Source organism: Pulveribacter sp. (genome assembly GCF_032079985.1).
In the GTDB taxonomy this organism is placed as follows: Bacteria; Pseudomonadota; Gammaproteobacteria; order Burkholderiales; family Burkholderiaceae_C; genus Melaminivora.
Window position 1 is genome coordinate 199,541 of record NZ_DAMATK010000001.1, and the last position, 22,737, is coordinate 222,277.

Consider the following 22,737-nt stretch of genomic DNA (forward strand, 5'->3'; position numbering starts at 1 on the left):
AGGGTCAATCGGCGCGGCTGTCGGGCTCGCCCAGGCGTTCGTCGGTGAACAGCACCTGGCGCACCACGCCGCCCCGGTCGATGTGCACATGGGCCTGCCGGGGCTCGCCCAGGTCGAGGATGCGGTAGGTCCAGACGTCGCCGTCAAAGCGCGCCACGCGTTCGACCAGCGCCGGCGGGCCGAAGCGCAGGCGCACGTCCTCGCGCGTGTCCTGGCCCAGGCGCAGCGCCTGGAACTGCTCCAGCGTCAGCACCTGCTCCACGCGCACCACGCGCTGCTGCGCGTCCAGGTCCACGTGGTAGACCTGCTGGCCGGCGGGCTGGCGGCTGTACAGCAGGCGCTCGCCGGCGCCCGGCAGTGCTGCGGTCAATGTCGGGGTGCCCAGGTCGGCCAGCACCTGGGCGCGCGGCGTGCCGGGGGCGAGGCGCTCGGGCGCGGCGCAGCCGGCGGCCAGCGCTGCCAGCGCCAGCAGGGCGGGCAGCGCCAGGCGCCTCATGCGTGCGCCGCCTTTTGCTGCTTGAGCAGCTTGGTCTTGATGCGCCCGCGCTTGAGCGGCGACAGGTATTCGACGAACACCTTGCCCATGAGGTGGTCCATCTCGTGCTGCATGCACACGGCCAGCAGGTCCTCGGCCTCGATCACGCGGCTGTTGCCGTCGGCGTCCTGGGCGCGCACGTGCACGGCCAGCGAACGCTCCACGCCGTCGTAGATGCCGGGCACGGACAGGCAGCCTTCCTCGCCCACGCGCGTCTCGGGGCTGGCCCAGACGATCTCGGGGTTGATCAGCACCAGGGGCTGGTTGCGCTCCTCGGACACGTCGATCACCACGATGCGCTCGTGCACGTCCACCTGCGTGGCCGCCAGGCCGATGCCCTTGGCGTCGTACATGGTCTCGAACATGTCGGCCACCAGCGCGCGCACGCGGTCGTCCACCGCGGCGACGGGCTTGGCGACCTTGTGCAGGCGCGGATCGGGGAAACAGAGAATGGGAAGGAGGGCCATGGCAACAGGGGGAAGATGTCGCTATTTTCGCCACTTTCCCGCGGCTTTGCCGGGCGCCGCCGCAATAATCGTTGCCCTATCAAGGCCTTGAGCCCAGAATCGGCCGGGGTTTGCAACGCATCGGCCGAGGCTGTTTTTTTGCGTAGCGTAGAACAATCAATCACTGCACACGGCCGCGAGGGGGAGTCTTTTCAATGCACCACAAGCACAACCATTTGAAGGCGGCGCTCGCCCTGGCGCTGGCCGCTGCGGTCCTGGCACCGGCGGCGCAGGCACAGAACTACCCCATCACCGGCCAGCAGCGCGCCACGGCCCAACAGGTGGCCCAGCGCGGCGTGCCGCTGCACGAGCTGGCGCCCAATGCGCCCGATGAATACGTCGTCAAGCGCGGCGACACGCTGTGGGCCATCTCCGGCATGTACCTGCAGCGCCCGTGGCGCTGGCCCGAGCTGTGGGGCATGAACCTGCAGACCATCGCCAACCCGCACCTGATCTTCCCCGGCCAGACGCTGTACCTGGAGAAGGTGGATGGCTACGCCCGCCTGCGCACCAGCCGCGGCGGCGGCACCGAGACCGTGCGCGTGTCCCCGCGCACCCGCTCCGAGAGCCTGTCCGGCACGGCCCTGCCGACGCTCAAGGCACACCTGATCGAGCCCTTCCTGGCCGAGCCCCTGGTGGTGGACGAGCTGACCCTGTCGCAGGCCCCGCGCATCGTGGCCGGGCGCGACGAGCGCGTCATCCTGTCGGCCGGCGACCGCGCCTACGTGCGCGGCCCGCAGGGCAGCCCGCTGGAGCTGGAGCCCGGCGCGCCGCGCCAGTTCCGCGTGTTCCGCAACGCCGTCCCGCTCAAGGATCCGGTCACGCAGGAGGTGCTGGGCTACGAGGCCCAGTACGTCGGCCAGGCCAGCCTGGTGCGCGGCGAGACGGTGCAGGAGTCGCCCGACGGCAAGGGCGGCGTGGTGGCCGACATCGTGCCCGCCACCGTGGACCTGAGCCGCACCAAGGAAGAAGTGCGCATGGGCGACCGCCTGCTGCCCTCGCCGGCGCGCGGCTTCGCCAACTACGTGCCGCGCGCGCCGCAGTTCGCCGTGGACGCGGCCGTGGTCTCCATCTACGGCGGCACCGCCGTGCGCTACGCCGGCCAGAACAACGTGGTCGCCATCAACCGCGGCAGCAGCGACGGCATGGAGGCCGGCCACGTGCTGCAGGTGCTGACCCAGGGCCGCCGCATGGTCGACAAGACCGATGGCGAGCGCACCCAGGTGCGCCTGCCCAGCGAGGCCAACGGCTTGGCCATGGTGTTTCGCACCTTCGACCGCGTCTCCTACGCCCTGCTGCTGACCGCGCAGCAGCCGGTGCTGGTGGGCGATCGCCTGGTCAACCCCGAATAAGCGCCGCGCGGGCCATGGACCGCGATGAGCTGGCCGCCTGGCTGCGCCTGACGGCCACGCCCGGCGTGGGCGGCACCAGCGTGCGCCGCCTGCTGGCCGCCTTCGGCCTGCCGCAGCAGGTGCTGGCCCGGGGCGAGGCCGCCTGGCGCGAATGCACCGGCCCGGCCGCGGCGCGCGCCCTGGCCGCCGAGCCCGAAGGCCTGGCCGGCCTGGTGCAGCGCACCTGGGGCTGGCTGCAGGCCGATGGGGACGGCAGTGTCCGCGCCATCCTGACCCTGGCCGACGCCCATTACCCGCCCGCCCTGCTGGCCACCGAAGACCCGCCGCCCCTGCTGTACCTGATGGGCGGGGCGCGCTTCGTGCGCGGCGCAGAGCCGTTCGCGCCGGCGCGTAGCCTGGCCGTGGTGGGCAGCCGCAATCCCACGGCCCAGGGGGCCGAGCACGCGCGCCAGTTCGCGCGGGCGCTGCATGGGGCGGGGCTGTGCATCGTCTCCGGCCTGGCGCGGGGAGTGGACGCGGCGGCGCACGAGGGCGCGCTGGCCGATGTGGACGAGGACGCTGCCTGGCCCGCCACCATCGCCGTGGTTGGCACCGGGCTGGACCGGGTCTACCCGGCCGCCCACCGCGCGCTGGCGCACCGCATCGCGCAGCACGGCGTGCTGGTCAGCGAATACCCGCTAGGCACGCCGCCGCTGCCGGCCAATTTTCCCAAGCGCAACCGCATCATCTCGGGCCTGTCGCAGGGCACGCTGGTGGTGGAGGCGGCGCTGGCCTCCGGCTCGCTGATCACGGCCCGGCTGGCCGCCGAGCAGGGGCGCGAGGTGTTCGCCATCCCCGGCTCCATCCATGCGCCGCAGTCGCGCGGCTGCCACGCGCTGATTCGCCAGGGCGCCAAGCTGGTGGAGTCGGCGCAGGACGTGCTGGAGGAGCTGCAGCTGCCGGTCCCGTCGGCGCCGCAAGCGCAGGAGCCGGCCGAGGGCGGCGGTGAAGGCGACGACAACGACGACGAGGTGCTGCAGGCCCTGGGCTACGACCCCCTGGGCCTGGACGCGCTGGTGGCCCGCACCGGCCTGGACGCCGCCACGCTGCAGGCGCGGCTGCTGGAGCTGGAGCTCCAGGGTGATGTGGCACGCCTGCCCGGCGGCCTGTTCCAGCGCCTGGGCCGCGCCTGACGGCGGCGCCCGTTGCTACGCTATTGAGAGCTGCCCACGCTTGACTGGCGGGCGGTGGCGCCGTATTTCATCCTCAATAGCCGTGCTGCTGCCGGAAGGCCCGTGCCTGGCTGAAGTGCCCGCAGCCGATGAAAGGTAGGGGCGGGCGCTCGGCCGACAGGGGCGAGGGGTGGTTGGCCAACAGCACCAGGTGGCCGCGGTCCTGCGGGATGAGCGCCCGCTTGGCCTGGGCGTGGCTGCCCCAGAGCATGAACACCACCGGCCGCTCGCCTTCGGCCACGTGGCGGATGATGGCGTCGGTCAGCACCTCCCAGCTCTTGCCGGCGTGGCTGGCGGCCTGGCCTTCCTCCACGGTCAGGGTGGTGTTGAGCAGCAGCACGCCGTTCTCGGCCCACTTGACCAGGCTGCCACCGGGATTGGGGAAGGCCGGCGGGGGCTGCCCCAAGTCGCGCTGCAGCTCCTTGAAGATGTTGCGCAGCGAGGGCGGGATGCGCACGCCCGGCTGCACCGAGAACGCCAGTCCCTCGGCCTGGCCGCGGCCGTGGTAGGGGTCCTGGCCCAGGATGACCACGCGCACCTGCCCGGGCGCCGTCAGCTCCAGCGCGCGCAGCGGCTGGGGCGGGAAGATGGCAGCGCCGGCCTCCAGCCGCTGGCGCAAAAAGGCCAGCAGTGCCTGGCCGCGCGTGCTGGCGAAGAAGCCGTCGACCAGCGGCTGCCAGCCGGGCGCCACGGGCCAGGCAGCGGGGTCGGCGGCCTGCAGCTGGGTGGGAGGATGGTTGGGCATGAAATCGGCCTCCAGCGCTTTTGCAACAAGCGCAAACAGCTATGGTTGTGATAGCGACACCGTGCCGTCGTCCACGCGGTTGCGCCCGGCGGCCTTGGCACGGTACAGGTGGGCGTCGGCGCGCGCCAGCAGGGCCTCGGGCGTGCCGTCCTCGCCCGGCACCTCGCTGGCCACGCCGGCGCTGACGGTGACCACCCCGGCGACGCTGGAGCCGCCGTGGGTGATGCCCAGTGCCTGCACGGCCTCGCACAGCGCCTGCGCCTTGGCGCGGGCGCCGGCCAGGTCGCACTCGGGCAGCAGGCAGACGAATTCCTCGCCGCCGTAGCGCGCCGCCAGGTCGTGCGAGCGCGCCAGCGCCGCGCGCAGCGCCCCGGCCACGGCGCGCATGCAGGCGTCGCCCGCCTGGTGGCCGTACAGGTCGTTGAACTGCTTGAAGTGGTCGATGTCGACCATGATCAGCGCCAGCGGCTGGCGGCTGCGCCGGCAGCGGCGCCACTCGGCCTGCAGCGTTTGGTCGAAGTGGCGGCGGTTGGCCACGCCGGTCAGGCTGTCCATGTAGGCCAGCTTGTGCAGCAGCTCGCTTTGCGCCTGCTGCTCGGTGCGGTCCATGAAGGTGGCCAGGAAGTGGGCGCCGAAGACCAGGCCGCCGATGGCCATGGTGCGCTGCACGCCGCTGGCGGCGGTGGTGCGGTACTCGTGCACGGGGATGTCGCCGCCGCTGGCGTGCGCCTGCTGCAGCGCCTGGCGCCACTGCTGGCCGATCTGCGCGCGGTACTGCGGGTCGGGGTAGGCGTGCAGCGCCCATTCATGCAGCGTGGGCGCCTGCGCCTCGGTGTAGCCGAAGTATTCGAGGAAGCGCCGGTTGCGAAAGTAGATGCGGCCGTCCTCGTCCACCATGCACAGGCCGATGGGCATCTCGTTCATCAGGTGCTTGAGCAGGCGCTCCGTCTCCTGCAGCTGCAGGGCCTGCTGCTTGGCCTCGGTCACGTCGTGCAGGTAGCCGTGCCAGAGCACGGCGCCGCCGTCCAGCAGCTGCGGCTGGGCCTGGCCGCTGAGCCAGCGCTCGCCGCGCTCCGGCAGCCGCACGCGGTATTCGTCGTGCCAGGGCTGCAGCGTGCGCAGGGCCGCCTCGATGCTGCGGTTCACGCGCAGCAGGTCGTCCGGGTGAATGCGCTGGAACACGGGAGAGGCATCGGCGCGCAGCTCCTCGGGCGAGAAGCCGTAGACGCCCTGCACGCCGGCGCTGGCGTAGGGGAAGCGGCTGCTGCCGTCCGGCTCGACCTGGTACTGGTAGAGCATGCCCGGCACCTGTTCGGCCAGGCGGTCCAGGCGGATGCGGTCCTCGCCGTGCTCGGCCAGGTCGCCGAAGCTGCCCACGAAGTGCAGCGGCCGGCCCTCGGCGTCGCGCTGCAGCACGCGCCCGCGCGCCTGCACCCAGCGGTAGCTGCCGTCCTTGCAGCGTATGCGGTGCGTGGTCTCGTAGAGCGGGGTCTCTCCGCGCAGGTGGCGCGCCAGCAGGGCCAGCACCTGCTCGCGCTCGTCGGGGTGCAGGCGCTGCTGCCAGCCGTGGTCCTGGTCGTCGATCTCCTCGTCGGCATAGCCGAGCATGGCTTTCCAGGAGGGCGAGAAGTGCGTCGGCGAGCCTTCGCCGTGCCACTCCCAGATGCCCAGGCTGGTGGCCTGCAGCGCGGCGCGCCAGCGCGCCTCCAGCTGCTGCTCGCGGTGGGCCAGGGCGCGCTGGTGCTGGCGCAGCTCGCGCTGGCGCCGCTGCAGCAGGTACAGCGCGCCGCAGGCCGCCGCGCCCAGCAGCAGCTGCGCGGCCACGGCCAGCCAGACCTTGGTGCGCCAGGGCGAGAGCACGGCGCTCCATTCGCGCGCGGCGCTGGCCACCAGGGGCTTGTCCATGTGCAGCTCGGGCGGCTGGACGGTGCGCAGCGCCGCCAGGTAGGCCGGGCCGTCATCGCCATCCACCAGCGCGCCGCGCAGCAGGCTCTGGCGCGCGCCGCTGGCCAGGTGGCGCGAGAACAGCGTCTGCGGGTCCGACAGGTCGATCCCCGGCGGCATCGGGTGCTCCGAGGCCATCAGGAAGCGCACGCCGTCGCCGTGCGTCAGGCCGATGCGCATGTCCGGCGCGTAGCGCACCGACTCCAGCAGGGTGAGGAATTGCGCCGGATCCAGCGTGGCCAGCACCACGCCGCCGAAGCCGCCGCCCGGCCCCGGCCGGATGCGCCCGGCCATCAGGTACCAGCCGCCGTCGAGCACCGCGCGAAAGGGCTTGCCCAGCACCAGCGTGTCGGCGCTGGGCGCGGCGCGCGCGGCGCGGTAGTAGTCGCGGTTGGCGGCGTTGTGGCCGATCAGCTCGGCGCGGTTGGAGGCGATGATGGTGCCGTCCGCATCCAGCACGCTGAGCGTGCGCACGCCCTGCAACGCTTCGCTGAAGACGTGCAGCCTGGCATTGATGCGCTGGCGTGCCCGGGCGTCGAAGGGCTGGGCCAGGGGTTCGCCCGCCAGGCGCTCGAGCACCGCGTCGATGGAGGTGATGTGGCGCACCAGGTTGTCATGCACGATGCCCACCTGCTGCGCCAGGTGCTGGCGCTCGCGCGCCAGGGTCTCGTTGCGGTCCAGCAGCAGCAGCGCGGCCAGCAGCGCCCCCAGGGCCAGCCATACCACGGCGAGCCAGCGCCACTGAAGGGCGGGCCGGGTCATGGACTGGCGCAGGGTATGGGGCAAAACGGTCGAGGGCGGGCGGGGGCCGGCAGTGCGGCGCCGCAGGGTCCGCGGCAGTGGCGTTCAGGCCATTGTAGGAAGGCCCTGCCGAGCCGTCAGGCGAACAGCCGCGCCAGGGCCAGACCGGGGTCGCTCTCGCGCATGAAGGCCTCGCCCACCAGGAAGGCGTGCACGCCGGCCTCGCGCAGGCGCTGCACGTCGGCCGGCGTGGCGATGCCCGATTCGGCCACCAGCAGGCGGTCGCCCGGCACTTCGCGGCGCAGCTCCAGGGTGGTCTCCAGCCGCACCTCGAAGGTGCGCAAGTCGCGGTTGTTGATGCCGATGAGCGGGGTCTTCAGTTTGAGCGCACGCTCCAGCTCGGCGCCGTCGTGCACCTCCACCAGCACCGCCATGTCCAGGCTGCGGGCGATGGCCTCCATCTCGGCCATCAGGGCGTCCTCCAGGCAGGCGGCGATCAGCAGCACGCAGTCCGCCCCGACGGCGCGCGACTCGTAGATCTGGTACGGGTCGACCATGAAATCCTTGCGCAGCGCCGGCAGCAGGCAGCTGGCGCGGGCCTGCTTGAGGTGGTCCACCTGGCCCTGGAAGTACTGCCGGTCGGTCAGCACCGACAGGCAGGCGGCGCTGACGCGGCCGTCGCCCTCGGCGTAGCTCTGCGCGATGTCGGCGGGGATGAAGTCCTCGCGGATCACGCCCTTGCTGGGGCTGGCGCGCTTGACCTCGGCGATCACCGCGGCCTGGCCGGCGGCGATCTTTGCGCGTAGGGCGCCTTCGAAGTCGCGCGTGAGCACGCGGCTTTCGGCGTCGCGGCGCATGTCGGCGAAGGGCATGCGCTTTTTCGCAGCGGCCACTTCCTCGCGCTTGGTGGCGCAGATTTTTTGCAGGATGTCGGACATGGCGGCTTCCTTGTCAGTCGTTCTTGTCGGGTTCGTCGGGGGGCGGCGCGCGCAGCACGCGGCGGATGACCTGGTGCATCACCACAGCCACCACGATGGTGAGCAGCGACACGCCCAGCACGATCCACGTGCCGCTGTCGCGCCAGATGGGGGCTTCCAGCAGGCTCATGGCCCGGGCCCTCAGGCGGCGGCCGGCTGGGGCAGGGCCTGGGTGTAGGCCACCAGCTCGCGCAGCTTGGCCAGGGCGGCGCCGCTGTCCACGGCGGCCTGGGCGCGGGCCAGGCCTTCGGCGATGCCGGGCACCACGCCCGCGGCGTAGAGCGCGGCGCCGGCGTTCAGGCAGACGATGTCGCGCGCCGGTCCTTCAGCGCCTTCCAGCACCTGCAGCAGCAGCTGGCGCGACTCCTCAGGGTTGTCCACGCGCAGGGCACGCGTGCCGGCCATGCGCAGGCCGAAGTCCTCGGGGTGGATCTCGTACTCGCGCACCACGCCGTCCTTCAGCTCGCCCACCAGGGTGCCGGCGCCCAGGCTGATCTCGTCCAGCCCGTCGCGGCCGTAGACCACCAGGGCGTGCTCGGCGCCCAGGCGCTGCAGCGCCCGCACCTGGATGCCGACCAGGTCTTCGTGGAACACGCCCATCAGGATGTTGGGCGCCCCGGCCGGGTTGGTGAGCGGGCCCAGGATGTTGAAGAGGGTGCGCACGCCCAGCTCCTTGCGCACCGGGGCCACGTTCTTCATCGCCGGGTGGTGGTTGGGCGCGAACATGAAGCCGATGCCCACATCACGGATGCTGGCGGCCACCTGCTCGGGGGCCAGCATGATGTTCACGCCCAGCGCCTCCATGGCATCGGCGCTGCCCGACTTGGAGGACACGCTGCGCCCGCCGTGCTTGCTGACGCGCGCGCCCGCGGCGGCAATGACGAAGGTGGCGCAGGTGGAGATGTTGAAGGTGCCGGCGCCGTCGCCGCCGGTGCCCACGATGTCCACCAGGTGCGTGACATCCTGCACGTGGACCTTGCGCGCGAACTCGCGCATGACCTGGGCGGCGGCGGTGATCTCGCCGATGGTTTCCTTCTTCACGCGCAGGCCTGTGAGGATGGCCGCGGCCATCACGGGCGACAGCTCGCCGCCCATGATCATGCGCATCAGGTGCAGCATCTCGTCGTGGAAGATTTCGCGGTGCTCGATGGTGCGCTGCAGGGCTTCCTGCGGGGTGATGGGGGACATGCGGAATGCTCCTTGTTTGATAGCTGCTGGCGCTTTTGGTTCGCGGGTTTCATGTGCTTTTCATGCTGAAGCCCGCATGAATCAAGCGGCAGCAGCTATGGTTTTTTGCTCCAGGAAGTTCTTCAGCATGGCGTGGCCGTGCTCGGTCAGGATGCTCTCGGGGTGGAATTGCACGCCCTCGATGGCCAGCTCCTTGTGGCGTACGCCCATGATCTCGCCGTCCTCCGTCCAGGCCGTCACCTCCAGCACCTCGGGGCAGCTGGCGCGCTCGATCGCCAGCGAGTGGTAGCGGTTCACCGTGAACTGCCGAGGCAGCCCGGCGAACACGCCCTGCTGCGTGGTGGTGATGGTGCTGGTCTTGCCGTGCATCAGCTCCTGGGCCCGCACGACGGTGCCGCCGAAGGCCGCGCCGATCGCCTGGTGGCCCAGGCACACGCCCAGGATGGGCAGGCGCCCGGCGAAGTGGCGGATGGCCGGCACCGAGATGCCGGCCTCGGCCGGCGAGCACGGCCCGGGCGAGATGACCAGGCGATCAGGCGCCTGGGCCTCGATGCCGGCCAGGTCGATCTCGTCGTTGCGAAACACCTGCACCTGGGCGCCCAGCTCGGCGAAGTACTGCACGATGTTCCAGGTGAAGCTGTCGTAGTTGTCGACCATCAGCAAGCGGGTCATGGCGCGGTCTCCTCGTGCGATTGCTCGTGCAGCTGCTGCGGCTTGCGGCCCTCGGCGGCCAGGCGGGCGAACTCGCGGTGCTCGTAGGCGATGAACGCCTCCATCATGGAGCGGTAGATGGCCTCGATCACCTCGGGCTCGCCGCCCTCCGTGCGGGCGCGCTCGCGCACGCGGCGCACGATCTGCTCGATGCGGCCTTCGTCGCGCACCTGGGTGGCGCGCGCCTTCAGCGTGGCGGCCTGCGTCATGTAGCCGCCGCGCTCCACCAGCAGCGGCACCAGGATGTCGTCCAGCGCGTCGATGCGCGCGCGCACCTCGGCCATGCTGGCGCAGGTTTGGGTCTTGTCGATTGCGCGGGTCGTCATCATTCCAGTCCTTCTTCCACCAGCTCCGCCGCGCGCAGGAGCGCCCGCGCCTTGTGCTCGGTTTCCTTCCACTCCAGTTCGGGGACGGAATCGGCCACCACGCCGGCCGCGGCCTGCACGTACAAGGTGCCGTCCTTGACGATGGCCGTGCGGATGGCAATCGCCACATCCATGTCGCCGGCAAAGCTCAAGTAACCGCAGGCGCCGCCATAGATGCCGCGCTTGACGGGCTCCAGCTGGTCGATCAGCTCCATGGCGTGTACCTTGGGCGCGCCCGTCAGCGTGCCGGCGGGAAAGGTGGCGCGCAGCACGTCCATGCTGCTCATGCCATCCTTGAGGAGGCCTTCCACGTTGCTCACGATGTGCATCACGTGGCTGTAGCGCTCCACGGCGAAGGCTTCGGTCACCTTTACCGTGCCGGTCTTGGCGATGCGGCCGATGTCGTTGCGCGCCAGGTCGATCAGCATCACGTGCTCGGCGCGCTCCTTCGGGTCGGCCACCAATTCCTGCTCGATGGCCTTGTCGGCCTGCGGGCTGGCGCCGCGCGCGCGCGTGCCGGCCAGCGGACGGATGGTGACCTTCTGCCCGTCCTCGGTCGCCTCCTGGCGCACCAGGATTTCGGGGCTGGCGCCCACCACCTGGAAGTCGCCGAAGTGGTAGTAGTACATATAGGGCGAGGGGTTGAGCGAGCGCAGCGCGCGGTACAGCGACAGCGGGCTCTCGGTGTAGCGCTTGTGCATGCGCTGGCCCACCTGCACCTGCATGAAGTCGCCGGCGGCGATCAGCTCCTTGGCACGCAGCACGGCCGCCAGGTAGTCCTCCTTGGCGAAGCTTCGCTGCACCGGGTGCGATTCGCCGGGCCGCACCACGGGCGCGCTGACCGAGTACTTGAGCTGGTCCTTCAGCTCGCGCAGGCGCTTCTTGCCCTTCGCGTAGGCCTCGGCCTCGCCCGGGTTGGCGTAGACGATGAGGTACAGCTTGCCCGACAGGTTGTCGATGACGGCCAGCTCCTCGCACTGCAGCAGCAGGATGTCCGGGCAGCCCAGGGTGTCGGGCGGGCAGCCGTCCTCGAGCTTCTTCTCGATGTAGCGCACCGCGTCATAGCCGAAGTAGCCGGCCAGGCCGCCGCAAAAGCGCGGCAGTCCCGGGCGCAGCGCCACCTTGAAGCGCTTTTGGTACTCGCCGATGAAGTCCAGCGGGTTGCCGGCGTGCGTCTCGGTGACCTGGCCGTCGGTCACGACCTCGGTCCTGGCGGCGGCGCCGAAGCCGCTGGCGCGCAAGAGCGTGCGTGCCGGCAGGCCGATGAAGCTGTAGCGCCCGAAGCGCTCGCCGCCGACCACCGATTCGAGCAGGAAGCTGTTGCTGCCGTCGCCCTTGGCGTGGGCGAGCTTGAGGTACAGCGACAGCGGGGTTTCCAGGTCCGCGAACGCCTCGGCGATCAGCGGGATGCGGTTGTAGCCCTGATGGGCCAGGCTTTTGAATTCCAGTTCAGTGATCACAGGAATGGTTCCCAGCGGGTGCGGCGCGCGCCATGCGGTGCATGGCAAGGGCGGGGAATGCGGAGCGCCGCGGATTCATTCGGTCTGGCAGCCGGTCTGCCGGCGAAGGGCAGTGGTGCCTCGGGCGCACGCTGGGACGCGCCCAGGTGCATGGCTCACAGGTTCATGAATGCAGGCTTGCGCCAGGGCCAGGCTCCCCGGTCGCTGCGACCCGCAATGAACGTGCGATGAATGAACATGGCGGCAAAGTGTAGCAAAGCGGTCCATGGGGGATGGCCCGAGCCGTGTGATCCGGGCGAAAACCCTATTGTCTCGGAGGAGACTGGCTGAAACAATTAGTAATTAGAACGGTCGTTCTTTTTTGGGAGTTGTTCATGCGCACCTTGACCCGACGTCGCGCCCTTGCCGGGGGCGCGCTGGCCTTTTCCCTCCTGGCAGCCGCTCCGCTGCAGGCCGCTCAGCCGGTGGTGGTGGGCGACGTCACCTTCCCGCCCACGGTGCGGGTGCAGGATCGCACGTTGACGCTCAACGGCGCCGGCCTGCGCTACAAGACCGTGTTCAAGGTCTATGCCGCCGGCCTGTACCTGGAGAAGAAGGCCGCCACGCCCGCCGAGGTGCAGGCGCAAAAGGGCCCCAAGCATCTGACGGTGACCATGCTGCGCGACATCGACTCCTCCGAGCTGGGCAAGCTGTTCGCCCGCGGCATGGAGGACAACATGGACCGCACCGCCTTCTCCAAGCTGGTGCCCGGCGTGCTGCGCATGAGCCAGATCTTCTCCGAGCACAAGATGCTCAAGGCCGGTGACACCTTCGCCGTGGACTGGCTGCCGGGCACCGGCACCGTGGTCATCGTCAAGGGCCAGCCCCAGGGCGAGCCGTTCAAGGAGCCTGAGTTCTTCGACGCCCTGCTGGGCATCTGGCTGGGCAACCAGCCGGCGGACTGGAAGCTCAAGGACGCGCTGCTGGGCAAGGGCTGACGCGGCAACGGCGCTGCCCGCATGGTGACGCCCACTGGCAGGGGCGGTAAAGTCGCCGGCACCTGAACAGCGATGGAGGAGACGGCATGTTTTTGTCCAACATCAAGGTAGGTGCCCGCCTGGGCCTGGCCTTCGGTCTGGTGTTGCTGGTGACGCTGCTCGTGGGTGGCATTGGCGTGTGGCGTCTGCAAGGCCTGTCGGCCGTGACCGAGCAGCTGACCAACACCGACAACACGCGCCTGCGCATGACCAGCCTGTGGCGCGGCACCATTGAGCAGAACTGGCTGCGCACCCGCGCCGCCCTGGGGGCCGCCGACAACCAGGACGTGGATACCTGGCAGGCGGAGATCGCCAAGACCTCCGAGACCACGGAGTCGGCGCGCAAGACCGTCAACGAGTTGTTGCGTGGCGACGAGGGCCGGCGCATGTTGGCCGAGGTGGATGCGGCCCGTGCCGCCTACCGCGGCCCGCGCGAGGAGCTGCTGCAGCGCAAGAAGCGCGGCGAGGACGTGACCGCCGAGCTGGACAGCAAGCTCGCTCCCCTGGCCGACGCGTATATCAAGACCATCGACAACTTCGAGCAGCGCCAGCGCATGCTGTTCGAGCAAACACGCGTCCAGGCCGGCAAGACGGCGGCGCAAAGCCGCATCATCCTGATCGCCGGTACGGCACTTGCGCTGCTGATCGGCATCGCCGCGGCGGTCCTGCTCACACGCTCCATCACCCAGCCGCTGGCGCTGGCCGTGCGTCGCGCCGACCAGATGGCCCAGGGCGACCTGACCCAGACCATCGAGGTGCAGGGCCGCGACGAGGCGGCGCAGCTGCTGGCCGCCCTGCAGGGCATGCAGGCCAGCCTGGCGCGCGTGGTGGGCGGGGTGCGCAGCAACGCCGAGGGCGTAGCCACGGCCAGCGCCGAGATCGCCCAGGGCAACCAGGATCTGTCCGCGCGCACGGAAAGCCAGGCCAGTGCGCTGCAGCAGACGGCAGCGTCGATGGAAGAGCTGGGCGCCACCGTGCGCCAGAACGCCGACAACGCGCGCCAGGCCAACCAGCTGGCCGTGAACGCCAGCACCGTCGCCACCCAGGGCGGCGAGGTGGTCGGCCAGGTGGTGGACACCATGCGCGGCATCAATGAATCGAGCCGCAAGATCGCCGACATCATCCAGGTCATCGACGGCATTGCCTTTCAGACCAACATCCTGGCGCTGAACGCGGCGGTGGAGGCGGCCCGCGCCGGCGAGCAGGGCCGGGGCTTCGCCGTGGTGGCCGGCGAGGTGCGCAGCCTGGCGCAGCGCAGCGCAGAAGCTGCGCGCGAGATCAAGCAGCTCATCACCGACAGCGTGGACCGGGTGGAACAGGGCACGCAGCTGGTGGACCGCGCCGGCAGCACCATGACGGAGATAGTCGCCTCCATCCGCCGGGTGAACGACATCGTGGGCGAGATCAGCGCCGCCAGCCGCGAGCAAAGCGCCGGCGTGTCGCAGGTGGGCGAGGCCATCATGCAGATGGACCAGGCCACGCAGCAGAACGCCGCGCTGGTGGAGCAAAGCGCCGCGGCCGCCGGCAGCCTGAAGACGCAGGCGGGCCAGCTGGTGCAGGCCGTGGCGGTGTTCCGCATTCCCGGCGCCATCGCCGCCGAGCCGGCCGCGCCCCTGCCCCGCGCGACCGCCGCGCCGCGCCCTGCCGTGGCCGCGCGCCCGCCGGCCGCGGCGGTGCGCAAGAAGCCGGCGCCCAAGGCGGCGGCTCTGGCCGCTCCTCCCGTTCCCCCAGCGGCGCCGCGGGTCGCGGGCGGCGACGAGGATTGGGAGAGCTTCTGAGCCTCAGGCCGCGGGCGCCAGCTCGCTCAGCGCGTCCACATAGCCGTCGGCATCCACCTCGCGCACCGGCCGGCCGTGGTTGTAGCCATAGCTGACCAGCACCACCGGGCAGCCGGCCGCGCGCGCGGCCTGGGCGTCGTTGCTGGAGTCGCCCACCATCAGCGTGCGCGCCGGCGCGCTGCCCAGGGCCTCGCAGGCCCTGATCAGCGGCAGCGGGTCAGGCTTCTTGCGCTCGAAGGCGTCGCCCCCGAAGACCTGGTCGAAGTAGCCGGCCAGGCCCTTGGCGCGCAGCAGCGGCCGGGCGAAGGCCGTGGGCTTGTTGGTCAGGCAGGCCAGGCGCAGGCCGGCCGCGCGCAGGGCCGCCAAGCCCTCGATCGCGCCGGGATAGACGCGCGCGTACTGCCCGTTGATGGCCAGGTAGTGGTGCTGGTAGCGCTCCCAGGCGTGCGGGTAGAGTGCTTCAATATCGATAGCTGCTGGCGCTTGTCCAGCAAGGCCTAGAACGTGATTGAGCACTGAACGCAGCAGGTGCTCCGAGCCCTTGCCCACCATGCGCTCTATGGCCTGCGGATCAATGGCGGGCAGGCCCAGGTCGGCCAGCATGCGGCCCAGCGCCTCGGCGAAGTCGCCCAGGGTGTCCACCAGCGTGCCGTCCAGGTCCACCAGGGCGGCGTCCATGCCGGCCAGCAGGGCGGTGGGTGGTGTGCTTGTCATGGTCTGCATGGAAAGTTTCCTTTTCTTGTCTGTGGGGCAGGGGCTGCGTGGTGGGCGGTGTCCGACAGGCCGCGGCGCCGGGTGCGGACAGCGCCGGCGCCTGCCCGGCGCTTACGCTTGGGCGCCGCCCGTAGCGGCCGCCCGCGGGCCACGGTGCCTGCCGTGGCGGCCGTTCCATCCCTTTGTCGTTGATTCACTCCCAGGAGGAAGCACCATGGCCCTGTCCCGTCTCACCACTGTCGCCTGTTCTGCCGCGCTGCTCATGTTTGGCGCCGCTGCCCAGGCCGCCGGCAACACCGGCGAGGTGCGCAGCAACTTCCAGCAGGAGCGCGCCAGCTGCGCCCATGTGCCGGAGGCCAGCCGCGCGCCCTGCCTGCGCGAGGCCGGCGCCGCTGCCCAGGCGGCCCGCAACGGCCAGCTGACCAGCCCTGGCGACAGCACCTACCAGCAAAACGCCATGGCCCGCTGCGAGGTGTTCAAGACGCAGCAAGACAAGGCCGACTGCCAGGCGCGCATGCGCAACAGCGCGGCATCCGGCTCCGTCGAGGGCGGCGGCGTGCTGCGCGAGGCCACCACCCTGGTACCCGCCAGCCGCTGAGGCAATCAGGCCAGTTCGGCGCGCATGGCCTCGATGACGGCCTGGTAGTCGGGCTGGCCGAAGATGGCGCTGCCAGCCACGAAGGTATCGGCCCCGGCATCGGCCACGCGGCGGATGTTGGCGGCCTTGATGCCGCCATCCACCTCCAGGCGGATGTCCTTGCCGCTGGCTTCGATGCGCCGGCGTGCTTCCTCGGTCTTGCGCAGCGTGCTGTCGATGAAGCTCTGCCCGCCGAAGCCGGGGTTGACGCTCATCAGCAAAATCAGGTCGATGTCCTCGATCACCCAGTCCAGCACGTCCAGCGGCATGGCCGGGTTGAACGTCAGCCCGGCCTTGCAGCCGTGCGCGCGGATGTTCTGGATGCTGCGGTGCACGTGCGCCGACGCGTCGGGGTGGAAGCTGATGTAGTCGGCGCCCGCCTTGGCGAAGGCGCTGGCCAGTTCGTCCACCGGCTGCACCATCAGGTGCACGTCGATGGGCACGGCCACCCCGTCCGGCGTCACGGCGTGCGGCTTCAGGGCCTGGCAGACCATGGGGCCGAAGGTCAGGTTGGGCACGTAATGGTTGTCCATCACGTCGAAGTGGATCCAGTCGGCCCCGGCGGCGATCACGCCACGTACCTCCTCGCCCAGGCGGGCGAAGTCGGCCGAGAGGATGGAGGGGGCAATGCGGTAGGTGCGGCTCATGCCCGAAATTGTCGCAGCATGGCCGTGGCGCCTTCTGGGCGTGGGGCAATGGCCCCCGTTGCCTGCCGTTACCATCGCGCGATGTCCACCTACCAGTTCAAGGCCGAGGTGCAGCCCGAGTACCTGCCCGGGCAGTCGGCGCCCGAGCGCGGCGTCTACAGCTTCGCCTACACCATCACCGTGACCAACACGGGCAGTGTCGCCGCGCAGCTGATCGCGCGGCACTGGGTCATCACCGACGCCGGGGGCCACGTGGAGGAGGTTAAGGGCCTGGGAGTGGTCGGCCAGCAGCCGCTGCTGCGCCCGGGCGAATCCTTCCGCTACACCAGCGGCTGCCGCCTGCGCACGGCCAGCGGCACCATGCACGGCAGCTACCTCGTGGTGGCCGAGGACGGCGAGCGTTTCGAGTGCGCCGTGCCGCTGTTCGTGCTGGAGGCCCTGGCCCAGGGCGGCGCCGGTAGCGGCGACATTCCACCCCAGGGCCGGGTGCTGCATTGAGGCAGGCTGCGCCCACGCTGGCCGAACTGCTGGCGGCGCTGGACGCCCGCGCCGGCGTGGCCCAGCGCCATCTGCAGCTGATCGCCCTGCTGGACTGGATCCGCGGCGACGCCAAGTCCGTGCCGGCGGCCACCGGCCGCCTGGCGCTGCTGGTGGAGGCGGCCGAGCGCTCGCCCGAGGTGGCCGCCCGCCTGTCGGCCTGGTGGAGCGCCCTGGTGCAGGCGCTGGACATCACCACGCTGCTGGCCGACTTCGGTTTTGCCCAGCGCACCTCCATGGGCAGCGAGCTGATGGAGCGCCTGCGCTACAAGCTGCTGCCCGCCAGCCCCGACACGCTGGACGCCTCCGAGCTGTTCATGCTCGCCCTGCCCGGCGAGTTCGACGCGCGCTGGCTGGCGGCCATCGACGATGACCTGCTGGCGCGCCTGCGCGCCGTGATCGCCCCCGACAGCATGGACGGCAGCGGCGCCAACGCCTGGCAGCTGGCGCTGCTGGATGCCATGACCTACTGCGCCGGCCAGATCCTGTCCACCGGCTTCGCGCCCGAGCTGCGCCTGCGCATGACCGAGGAAACGCGCGAGGCCCAGCCCTTTCATGCCCTGATCCGCGACGTGGAGAGCCTGCGCGTGGAGGTGCTGCACCCGCTGCGCACCCCCGAGCGCCGCGACGCGGCCGTGCAGCGCCTGCGCGAACGGCTGGATGCCTGCCGCGCCGCCGCTTCGTCCGTCTACGCGCACTTCGAGGACAACGGCATCTCGGTGGGCCTGGTGTTTCGCCTGCGCCAGCTGCGCGAGCGCATCCTGCGCGTGCGCGACCTGCTGGAGTGCCTGCTCACGCCGCGCCCCGCGGCCTCGGCCGTACGGTTGCTGGCGCGGCTGGTGACCGTCGGGCGCGAGCGGCGCAGCGTGCGCGCGCTGCTGGCCTCCAGCTCCTCGCTGCTGGCGGCCAAGGTGGCCGAGCGCAGCGCCGAGACGGGCGAGCACTACATCACCCGCACCGCCGGCGAATACCTGGCCATGGTGCGCAAGGCGGCCGGCGGCGGCGCCGTCATGGCCTTCACCACCCTCATCAAGCTGGGCCTGTACGCGCTGGCGCTGCCGGTGTTCTGGGGCGGCTTCCTGGCCGGCATCAATTACGCGGCCAGCTTCGTGCTGATCCAGCTGCTGCACTTCACGGTGGCCACCAAGCAGCCGGCCATGACGGCGCCGGCCATGGCCGCCAAGCTCAACGACCTGGATGATGATGCCAGCGTTGAAGAGTTCGTGGACAAGGTCACGCACCTGGTGCGCTCGCAGGTGGCGGCCGTGCTGGGCAACGTGCTGTTGGTCTTTCCCGTGGCGCTGGCACTGGCGCTGGGCATCGGCTGGCTCAAGGACGAACCGGCGCTGGACGAGACCCATGCCCGGCAGGTGCTGGAGTCGCTGCACCTGCTGGGCCCGTCGCTGCTGTTCGCCGCCTTCACCGGCGTGCTGCTGTTCGCCTCCAGCATCTTCGCCGGCTGGGTGGAGAACTGGTTCGTGCTGCGCCGGCTGGACTCGGCCATCCAGTTCAACCCGCGCATCACCCGCACGCTGGGCCAGGCGCGCGCCGTGCGCTGGGCGCACTATTTGCGCGAAAACATCTCCGGCTTCGCGGCCAACGTGTCGCTGGGCTTCATGCTGGGCCTGACGCCCGCGTTCGCCGGTTTCTTCGGCCTGGGCCTGGAGGTGCGCCACGTCACGCTGTCGGCCGGCCAAGCCGGCGCGGCCGCCGCGTCGCTGGGCTGGCAGGCGGTGCACGAGCCGCTGTTCTGGTGGGCCGTGGCCATGATTCCTTTCAACGGTGCGCTGAACGTGCTGGTGAGCTTTTACCTGGCGTTCCGCGTGGCGCTGCGTGCCCACAACGTCAGCGGTGTGGACCGCTCGCGCATCTACCGCGCGCTGCGCTCGCGCCTGGTACGGGCGCCGCTCAGTTTCTTTCTGCCCTCGCGCAGCGCCGTCTGATAAGGTGCCCTGCACGCCGTCCTACACGGCAGTGGCGGGGCGCGCAGATACATTCGGTAAGCAAAAGCACCCTTTGGCCCGGCGTTCAGCAGCGCGGGCAGAGGGTGCTGCGCGTGCGGCCTTCTCTCTTGCCGTGCCCATGGGCGGGCGCGGACCGAACCAACGAATGACACATGAATGAACTGATGAGCTTCTGGGCCCAGTGGCTGCGCCCCTCGGCCGGCCTGCCGACGGTGCAGTGGTCGCTGCTGCTGGCAGCCGCCGCCGTCACGGGCTACCTGGTGCAGCGCTATAGCGGCCTGCCCAAGGTAGTGGGTTACACCCTGGTGGGCACCGTGGCCGGCTTGGCTGGTTTTTCCGGCCTGGTCTGGCCGCTGCAGGGCATCGGCCTGTTCCTGGTGGAGCTGGCTGTGGCCGTGGTGCTGTTCGAGGCGGGCGGACGCATTCCGCTGCGCTGGTTCCGCCACAACCCCATGGTGCTGGTGCAAAGCATCGCCGAATCGGCCCTCACCTACGCTGCCGTGTACTGGGTGCTGCTGTGGATGTCGGTACCTGAGCGCGCCGCCGGGCCGCTGGCGCTGGTGGCCATCGCCGCATCGCCCACGGTGCTCACGCGCGTGGTGGCCGACACCCGCGCCGCCGGCCCGGTGACCGATCGGGCCATCGTGCTGGCCACGCTGTCCTCGCTGTACGCCCTGGTGCTTGGCAGCGCCCAGGCCGAGCTGCTGCCCCGCCCGGCCACCGACTGGCAGGGCGCCATCTATCCGGTGCTGGTGGTGCTGGGCGTGTCCATCGTCATGGGGGCGCTGCTGTCACTTCTAGTGCGCCTGGCGCTGCGGGTGATGAGCCCGGGCAGCGAGAACACCTCCATCCTGCTGCTGGCCCTGATCGCCGCGGCCGCGGCCATTGCCGCCCACATGGGCGGCTCGGCGCCGCTGGCGGCCCTCTTGGGCGGCATGTTGCTCAAGCAGCTGCACCCGCGCCCCTGGGCCTGGCCGCGCCAGATGGGCACGGCCGCGTCGCTCTTGACCATGCTGATGTTCGTGCTGGTCTCCACCGTGGCCGCACAGGCCGGCTGGAGCGTGCAGGTGGCCGGCATGGTGCTGGCGCTGATCGCCGTGCGTCTGCTGGCCAAGGCCGTGGGCGTCGGCGTGGGCAACGTGGGCAGTGGCGCCAGCTGGCGCCAGGCGCTGTGGGTGAGCTGCGCGATGACGCCCATGTCGGCCATTGCGCTGCTGGTGGCCTCGCAGTTCGCGCAGGCCTCGGCCGCCACCGGCGAGCTGATCGCCGGCATCGCCCTGCCCGCCATTTTGCTGATGGAGGTATTGGGCGCCGTGATCGCCACGCTGGCCATCTACCGCGCCGGCGAGACCTCCAAGCCCTGGCTGGCCGCCAGCGCCAGCCGCAAGCTGCCGACCACCGAAAAGGACGCCTCGTGAGCCTGGAAGCCTTCCACCATTCCGAACCGCTGACCCTGGGCGTGGAGCTGGAGCTGCAGCTCGTCAACACCCACGACTACGACCTGGCGCCCTACGCCGACGACATGCTGCGCCTGATGGCCAGGACCCCGCTGCCCGGCAGCGTGGTGCCGGAGATGACCAGCAGCATGATCGAGGTCTCCACCGGCATCTGTCACAGCAGCAGCGAGGTGCTGGGGCAGCTCTCGCAGATCCGCGACGCGCTGGTGAAGAGCGCCGACAAGCTCAACATCGCCGTGGTCGGCGGCGGCACGCACCCCTTCCAGCAGTGGCATGAGCGGCGCATCTACGACAAGCCGCGCTTTCAGGAGCTGTCGCAGCTGTACGGCTACCTGTCCAAGCAGTTCACCATCTTCGGCCAGCACGTGCACGTGGGCTGCCCGAGCGCCGACGAGGCCCTGGTCATGCTGCACCGCATGAGCCGCTACATCCCGCACTTCATCGCGCTGTCGGCCTCCAGCCCCTACGTGCAGGGGCAGGACACGGCGTTCGACTCGGCGCGGCTGAACTCGGTGTTCGCCTTCCCGCTGTCGGGCCGCGCGCCCTGCGTGCTGACCTGGAGCGAGTTCGAGCAGTACTTCGACAAGATGACGCGCACCGGCGTGGTCAAGAGCATGAAGGACTTCTACTGGGACATCCGCCCCAAGCCCGAGTTCGGCACCATCGAGATCCGCGTCTTCGACACGCCGCTGACCATCGAGCGTGCCGCCGCGCTGGCCGGCTTCGTGCAGTCGCTGGCCGCATGGTTCCTGGCCGAGCAGCCCTTCACCCCGGCCGAGGACGACTACCTCGTCTACACCTACAACCGCTTCCAGGCCTGCCGCTTCGGCATGGACGCGGTCTACGTGGACCCGGCCACGGGCGGGCACATGCCGCTGCGCGAGCACATCGTGCAGACCATCGACCACATCGCGCGCCACGCCGGCAGCCACGGCGCCTCCGGCGCGCTGCACATGCTGCGCGGCGAGGCCGCGGCCGGGCAGAACGACGCGCGCTGGCTGCGCGGGCGCATGCAGGACGAGCAGCTGCTGGCAGAGGTCATCCGCCAGGCGGCACAAAGGTTCAGGGGGACTCCCCCCTGAGTCGCCTTCGGCGCCTTCCCCCCTCTTTGTCCTCTGCGCGCGGGAGGAGGACGCCGCTGGTGGACCGGCAAAGCCGGATCCACGGTGGCTGCTGGGATGGCGGGCGCCAGTGCACGGGCCTCTGCCCCGGACGCACAATCGCTTCCCATGGGTGAATTCGATCTGATCGCGCGCTACTTCACGCGGCCCGGGCCGCAGGGGCGCGGCGTGGCGCTGGGTGTGGGCGACGACTGCGCGCTGCTGCAGCCGGCGCCAGGCATGCAGCTGGCCGTCTCCAGCGACATGCTGGTGGAAGGGCGGCACTTCTTTCCCGACGTCTACCCGCCGCACCTGGGCCACAAGGCGCTGGCCGTCAACCTGTCCGACCTGGCCGCCTGCGGCGCGCGGCCGCTGGCCTTCACCCTGGCGCTGTCCCTGCCGCGCGTGGACGAGTCCTGGCTGCAGGGATTTGCCGAAGGCCTGTTCGCGCTGGCCGACGCGCACGGCTGCGCCCTGGTGGGCGGCGATACCACACAGGGGCCGCTGAACCTCTGCATCACCATCTTCGGCGAGGTGCCCGCCGGCCAGGCCCTGCTGCGCAGCGGCGCGCGGGCCGGGGACGACATCTGGGTCAGCGGCACGCCGGGCGAGGCGCGCCTGGCGCTGGATGCGCTGCGCGGTCAGCTGCAGGCCAGCCCCGAGGTGCTGACCGCCCTGCGCCAGCGCCTGGAGCGCCCCATGCCGCGCGTGCCGCTGGGCCGGCAGCTGGCGGGCCTGGCCAGCAGCGCCATCGACGTCAGCGACGGGCTGCTGGGCGACCTGTCCCACATCCTGTCCGCCTCGCGCGTTGGCGCCACCATCGAGGTCGATGAAGCTATCAATTTACTAGCTGCCAGCGCTTGCCTGACGGGCGCTGGACGCTGTTTTGACCATAACCTGCTGATGCGCTGCGCCCTGGCCGGCGGCGACGACTACGAGCTGGCCTTCACCGCCCCGCCCGACCAGCGCCCGGCCGTGCTGGAAGCAGGCCGGCGCAGTGACACGCAGGTCACGCGCATCGGCCGCATCGAGGCTGCGCCCGGCCTGCGCCTGGTGGACGGCGCGGGCCGGCCGGTGCAGGGGCGCTTTCCCTCGTTCGACCATTTCGCCGCCTAGCGGGCGGCGCCCTGGGCACCCGCCGGAAAATCATCG

22 protein-coding genes are annotated in these 22,737 nt (G+C 70.8%); 10 read left to right on the forward strand and 12 right to left on the reverse strand.

The features are described from left to right. Positions 1–4: 4 nt before the first annotated feature. Both RT282_RS00940 and def read right to left on the reverse strand, forming a co-directional pair. Positions 5–496 carry a hypothetical protein gene (locus tag RT282_RS00940; protein ID WP_312306163.1) on the reverse strand — a complete coding sequence of 164 codons (492 nt, stop codon included), beginning with the start codon at positions 494–496 and terminating at the stop codon, positions 5–7. After that, entirely contained in the window at positions 493–1,002 is a 510-nt protein-coding gene (gene def, locus RT282_RS00945; RefSeq protein WP_313311206.1) for a peptide deformylase, read from the reverse strand. Before def ends, RT282_RS00940 begins: the two co-directional genes overlap by 4 nt. A gap of 194 nt (positions 1,003–1,196) precedes the next feature. Here def and RT282_RS00950 point away from each other — a divergent pair, with 194 nt between their 5' ends. Both RT282_RS00950 and dprA read left to right on the forward strand, forming a co-directional pair. Beyond that, positions 1,197–2,393, forward strand: a complete 1,197-nt coding sequence (locus RT282_RS00950) for a LysM domain-containing protein (protein WP_313083451.1) — start codon at positions 1,197–1,199, stop codon at positions 2,391–2,393. A gap of 14 nt (positions 2,394–2,407) precedes the next feature. Continuing rightward, entirely contained in the window at positions 2,408–3,565 is a 1,158-nt protein-coding gene (gene dprA, locus RT282_RS00955) for a DNA-processing protein DprA (protein WP_313311208.1), read from the forward strand. Positions 3,566–3,638: 73 nt separating this feature from the next. Here the strand turns inward: dprA and RT282_RS00960 are convergent, their stop codons facing one another. From RT282_RS00960 to trpE, 8 genes are all read right to left on the reverse strand, one after another. Next, entirely contained in the window at positions 3,639–4,349 is a 711-nt protein-coding gene (locus RT282_RS00960; protein WP_313311210.1) for a uracil-DNA glycosylase, read from the reverse strand. 39 nt (positions 4,350–4,388) lie between these two features. Beyond that, on the reverse strand, positions 4,389–7,055 hold the full coding sequence (locus RT282_RS00965; RefSeq protein WP_313311211.1) for a diguanylate cyclase: 2,667 nt from the start codon (positions 7,053–7,055) through the stop codon (positions 4,389–4,391). A 116-nt stretch (positions 7,056–7,171) separates the two neighbouring features. Continuing rightward, positions 7,172–7,972, reverse strand: a complete 801-nt coding sequence (gene trpC, locus RT282_RS00970; RefSeq protein ID WP_312758423.1) for an indole-3-glycerol phosphate synthase TrpC — start codon at positions 7,970–7,972, stop codon at positions 7,172–7,174. A gap of 13 nt (positions 7,973–7,985) precedes the next feature. Continuing rightward, positions 7,986–8,141 (reverse strand): hypothetical protein, encoded by a 156-nt coding sequence (locus tag RT282_RS00975; protein ID WP_313311212.1) that lies wholly within the window; start codon positions 8,139–8,141, stop codon positions 7,986–7,988. An 11-nt stretch (positions 8,142–8,152) separates the two neighbouring features. Next, on the reverse strand, positions 8,153–9,199 hold the full coding sequence (trpD, locus tag RT282_RS00980; protein WP_313311213.1) for an anthranilate phosphoribosyltransferase: 1,047 nt from the start codon (positions 9,197–9,199) through the stop codon (positions 8,153–8,155). 81 nt (positions 9,200–9,280) lie between these two features. Further along, complete coding sequence (locus tag RT282_RS00985; RefSeq protein WP_313311214.1) at positions 9,281–9,871, reverse strand: aminodeoxychorismate/anthranilate synthase component II; 591 nt, start codon at positions 9,869–9,871, stop codon at positions 9,281–9,283. Then, complete coding sequence (locus RT282_RS00990; RefSeq protein WP_409519427.1) at positions 9,868–10,236, reverse strand: chorismate mutase; 369 nt, start codon at positions 10,234–10,236, stop codon at positions 9,868–9,870. Before RT282_RS00990 ends, RT282_RS00985 begins: the two co-directional genes overlap by 4 nt. Further along, a complete protein-coding gene (gene trpE, locus RT282_RS00995) occupies positions 10,236–11,735 on the reverse strand; it encodes an anthranilate synthase component I (protein ID WP_313311217.1) in 1,500 nt (499 codons plus the stop codon). Before trpE ends, RT282_RS00990 begins: the two co-directional genes overlap by 1 nt. Positions 11,736–12,109: 374 nt before the next feature. Between trpE and RT282_RS01000 the strand changes: the two genes are divergently transcribed. Both RT282_RS01000 and RT282_RS01005 read left to right on the forward strand, forming a co-directional pair. Then, positions 12,110–12,712: a chalcone isomerase family protein gene (locus tag RT282_RS01000; protein ID WP_313311219.1), complete on the forward strand. Its 603-nt coding sequence runs from the start codon at positions 12,110–12,112 to the stop codon at positions 12,710–12,712. An 86-nt stretch (positions 12,713–12,798) separates the two neighbouring features. Further along, positions 12,799–14,529 carry a methyl-accepting chemotaxis protein gene (locus RT282_RS01005; protein ID WP_313311221.1) on the forward strand — a complete coding sequence of 577 codons (1,731 nt, stop codon included), beginning with the start codon at positions 12,799–12,801 and terminating at the stop codon, positions 14,527–14,529. A 3-nt stretch (positions 14,530–14,532) separates the two neighbouring features. Here RT282_RS01005 and gph read toward each other — a convergent pair whose 3' ends face one another. After that, positions 14,533–15,243: a phosphoglycolate phosphatase gene (gph, locus tag RT282_RS01010; RefSeq protein WP_313312565.1), complete on the reverse strand. Its 711-nt coding sequence runs from the start codon at positions 15,241–15,243 to the stop codon at positions 14,533–14,535. Positions 15,244–15,457: 214 nt separating this feature from the next. On the opposite strand from gph, the gene RT282_RS01015 reads away from it, so the two are divergent. Continuing rightward, complete coding sequence (locus RT282_RS01015) at positions 15,458–15,841, forward strand: hypothetical protein (protein WP_312306925.1); 384 nt, start codon at positions 15,458–15,460, stop codon at positions 15,839–15,841. Positions 15,842–15,846: 5 nt separating this feature from the next. On the opposite strand, the gene rpe is transcribed toward RT282_RS01015, so the two are convergent. Beyond that, complete coding sequence (gene rpe / locus RT282_RS01020) at positions 15,847–16,527, reverse strand: ribulose-phosphate 3-epimerase (RefSeq protein WP_313083479.1); 681 nt, start codon at positions 16,525–16,527, stop codon at positions 15,847–15,849. Positions 16,528–16,608: 81 nt separating this feature from the next. Here rpe and apaG point away from each other — a divergent pair, with 81 nt between their 5' ends. From apaG to thiL, 5 genes are all read left to right on the forward strand, one after another. Next, on the forward strand, positions 16,609–17,025 hold the full coding sequence (gene apaG / locus RT282_RS01025) for a Co2+/Mg2+ efflux protein ApaG (protein WP_312306923.1): 417 nt from the start codon (positions 16,609–16,611) through the stop codon (positions 17,023–17,025). Then, positions 17,022–19,007, forward strand: a complete 1,986-nt coding sequence (locus tag RT282_RS01030; RefSeq protein ID WP_313311224.1) for a site-specific recombinase — start codon at positions 17,022–17,024, stop codon at positions 19,005–19,007. The genes apaG and RT282_RS01030 overlap by 4 nt, the downstream gene beginning before the upstream one ends. 173 nt (positions 19,008–19,180) lie before the next feature. After that, the gene (locus RT282_RS01035) at positions 19,181–20,446 is read left to right on the forward strand and encodes a cation:proton antiporter (RefSeq protein WP_312306921.1); all 1,266 of its coding nucleotides are present in this window, start codon (positions 19,181–19,183) and stop codon (positions 20,444–20,446) included. Further along, positions 20,443–21,567: a YbdK family carboxylate-amine ligase gene (locus tag RT282_RS01040; RefSeq protein ID WP_312306920.1), complete on the forward strand. Its 1,125-nt coding sequence runs from the start codon at positions 20,443–20,445 to the stop codon at positions 21,565–21,567. Before RT282_RS01035 ends, RT282_RS01040 begins: the two co-directional genes overlap by 4 nt. Positions 21,568–21,714: 147 nt before the next feature. Then, entirely contained in the window at positions 21,715–22,701 is a 987-nt protein-coding gene (gene thiL / locus RT282_RS01045) for a thiamine-phosphate kinase (protein WP_313311226.1), read from the forward strand. Positions 22,702–22,737 lie beyond the last annotated feature (36 nt).

What these genes read in the sequence shown, in the direction of transcription:
- RT282_RS00975 (WP_313311212.1), bottom strand. Translation starts at nt 8,141, where the DNA reads ATGAGCCTGCTGGAAGCCCCCATCTGGCGCGACAGCGGCACGTGGATC.
- RT282_RS00985 (WP_313311214.1), bottom strand. Translation starts at nt 9,871, where the DNA reads ATGACCCGCTTGCTGATGGTCGACAACTACGACAGCTTCACCTGGAAC.
- RT282_RS01000 (WP_313311219.1), top strand. Translation starts at nt 12,110, where the DNA reads ATGCGCACCTTGACCCGACGTCGCGCCCTTGCCGGGGGCGCGCTGGCC.
- RT282_RS01015 (WP_312306925.1), top strand. Translation starts at nt 15,458, where the DNA reads ATGGCCCTGTCCCGTCTCACCACTGTCGCCTGTTCTGCCGCGCTGCTC.
- apaG (WP_312306923.1), top strand. Translation starts at nt 16,609, where the DNA reads ATGTCCACCTACCAGTTCAAGGCCGAGGTGCAGCCCGAGTACCTGCCC.
- RT282_RS00960 (WP_313311210.1), bottom strand. Translation starts at nt 4,349, where the DNA reads ATGCCCAACCATCCTCCCACCCAGCTGCAGGCCGCCGACCCCGCTGCC.
- RT282_RS00950 (WP_313083451.1), top strand. Translation starts at nt 1,197, where the DNA reads ATGCACCACAAGCACAACCATTTGAAGGCGGCGCTCGCCCTGGCGCTG.
- def (WP_313311206.1), bottom strand. Translation starts at nt 1,002, where the DNA reads ATGGCCCTCCTTCCCATTCTCTGTTTCCCCGATCCGCGCCTGCACAAG.
- dprA (WP_313311208.1), top strand. Translation starts at nt 2,408, where the DNA reads ATGGACCGCGATGAGCTGGCCGCCTGGCTGCGCCTGACGGCCACGCCC.
- gph (WP_313312565.1), bottom strand. Translation starts at nt 15,243, where the DNA reads ATGACAAGCACACCACCCACCGCCCTGCTGGCCGGCATGGACGCCGCC.
- RT282_RS01005 (WP_313311221.1), top strand. Translation starts at nt 12,799, where the DNA reads ATGTTTTTGTCCAACATCAAGGTAGGTGCCCGCCTGGGCCTGGCCTTC.
- trpC (WP_312758423.1), bottom strand. Translation starts at nt 7,972, where the DNA reads ATGTCCGACATCCTGCAAAAAATCTGCGCCACCAAGCGCGAGGAAGTG.
- RT282_RS00965 (WP_313311211.1), bottom strand. Translation starts at nt 7,055, where the DNA reads ATGACCCGGCCCGCCCTTCAGTGGCGCTGGCTCGCCGTGGTATGGCTG.
- thiL (WP_313311226.1), top strand. Translation starts at nt 21,715, where the DNA reads ATGGGTGAATTCGATCTGATCGCGCGCTACTTCACGCGGCCCGGGCCG.
- rpe (WP_313083479.1), bottom strand. Translation starts at nt 16,527, where the DNA reads ATGAGCCGCACCTACCGCATTGCCCCCTCCATCCTCTCGGCCGACTTC.
- RT282_RS01035 (WP_312306921.1), top strand. Translation starts at nt 19,181, where the DNA reads ATGAATGAACTGATGAGCTTCTGGGCCCAGTGGCTGCGCCCCTCGGCC.
- RT282_RS00940 (WP_312306163.1), bottom strand. Translation starts at nt 496, where the DNA reads ATGAGGCGCCTGGCGCTGCCCGCCCTGCTGGCGCTGGCAGCGCTGGCC.
- RT282_RS00990 (WP_409519427.1), bottom strand. Translation starts at nt 10,236, where the DNA reads ATGACGACCCGCGCAATCGACAAGACCCAAACCTGCGCCAGCATGGCC.
- trpD (WP_313311213.1), bottom strand. Translation starts at nt 9,199, where the DNA reads ATGTCCCCCATCACCCCGCAGGAAGCCCTGCAGCGCACCATCGAGCAC.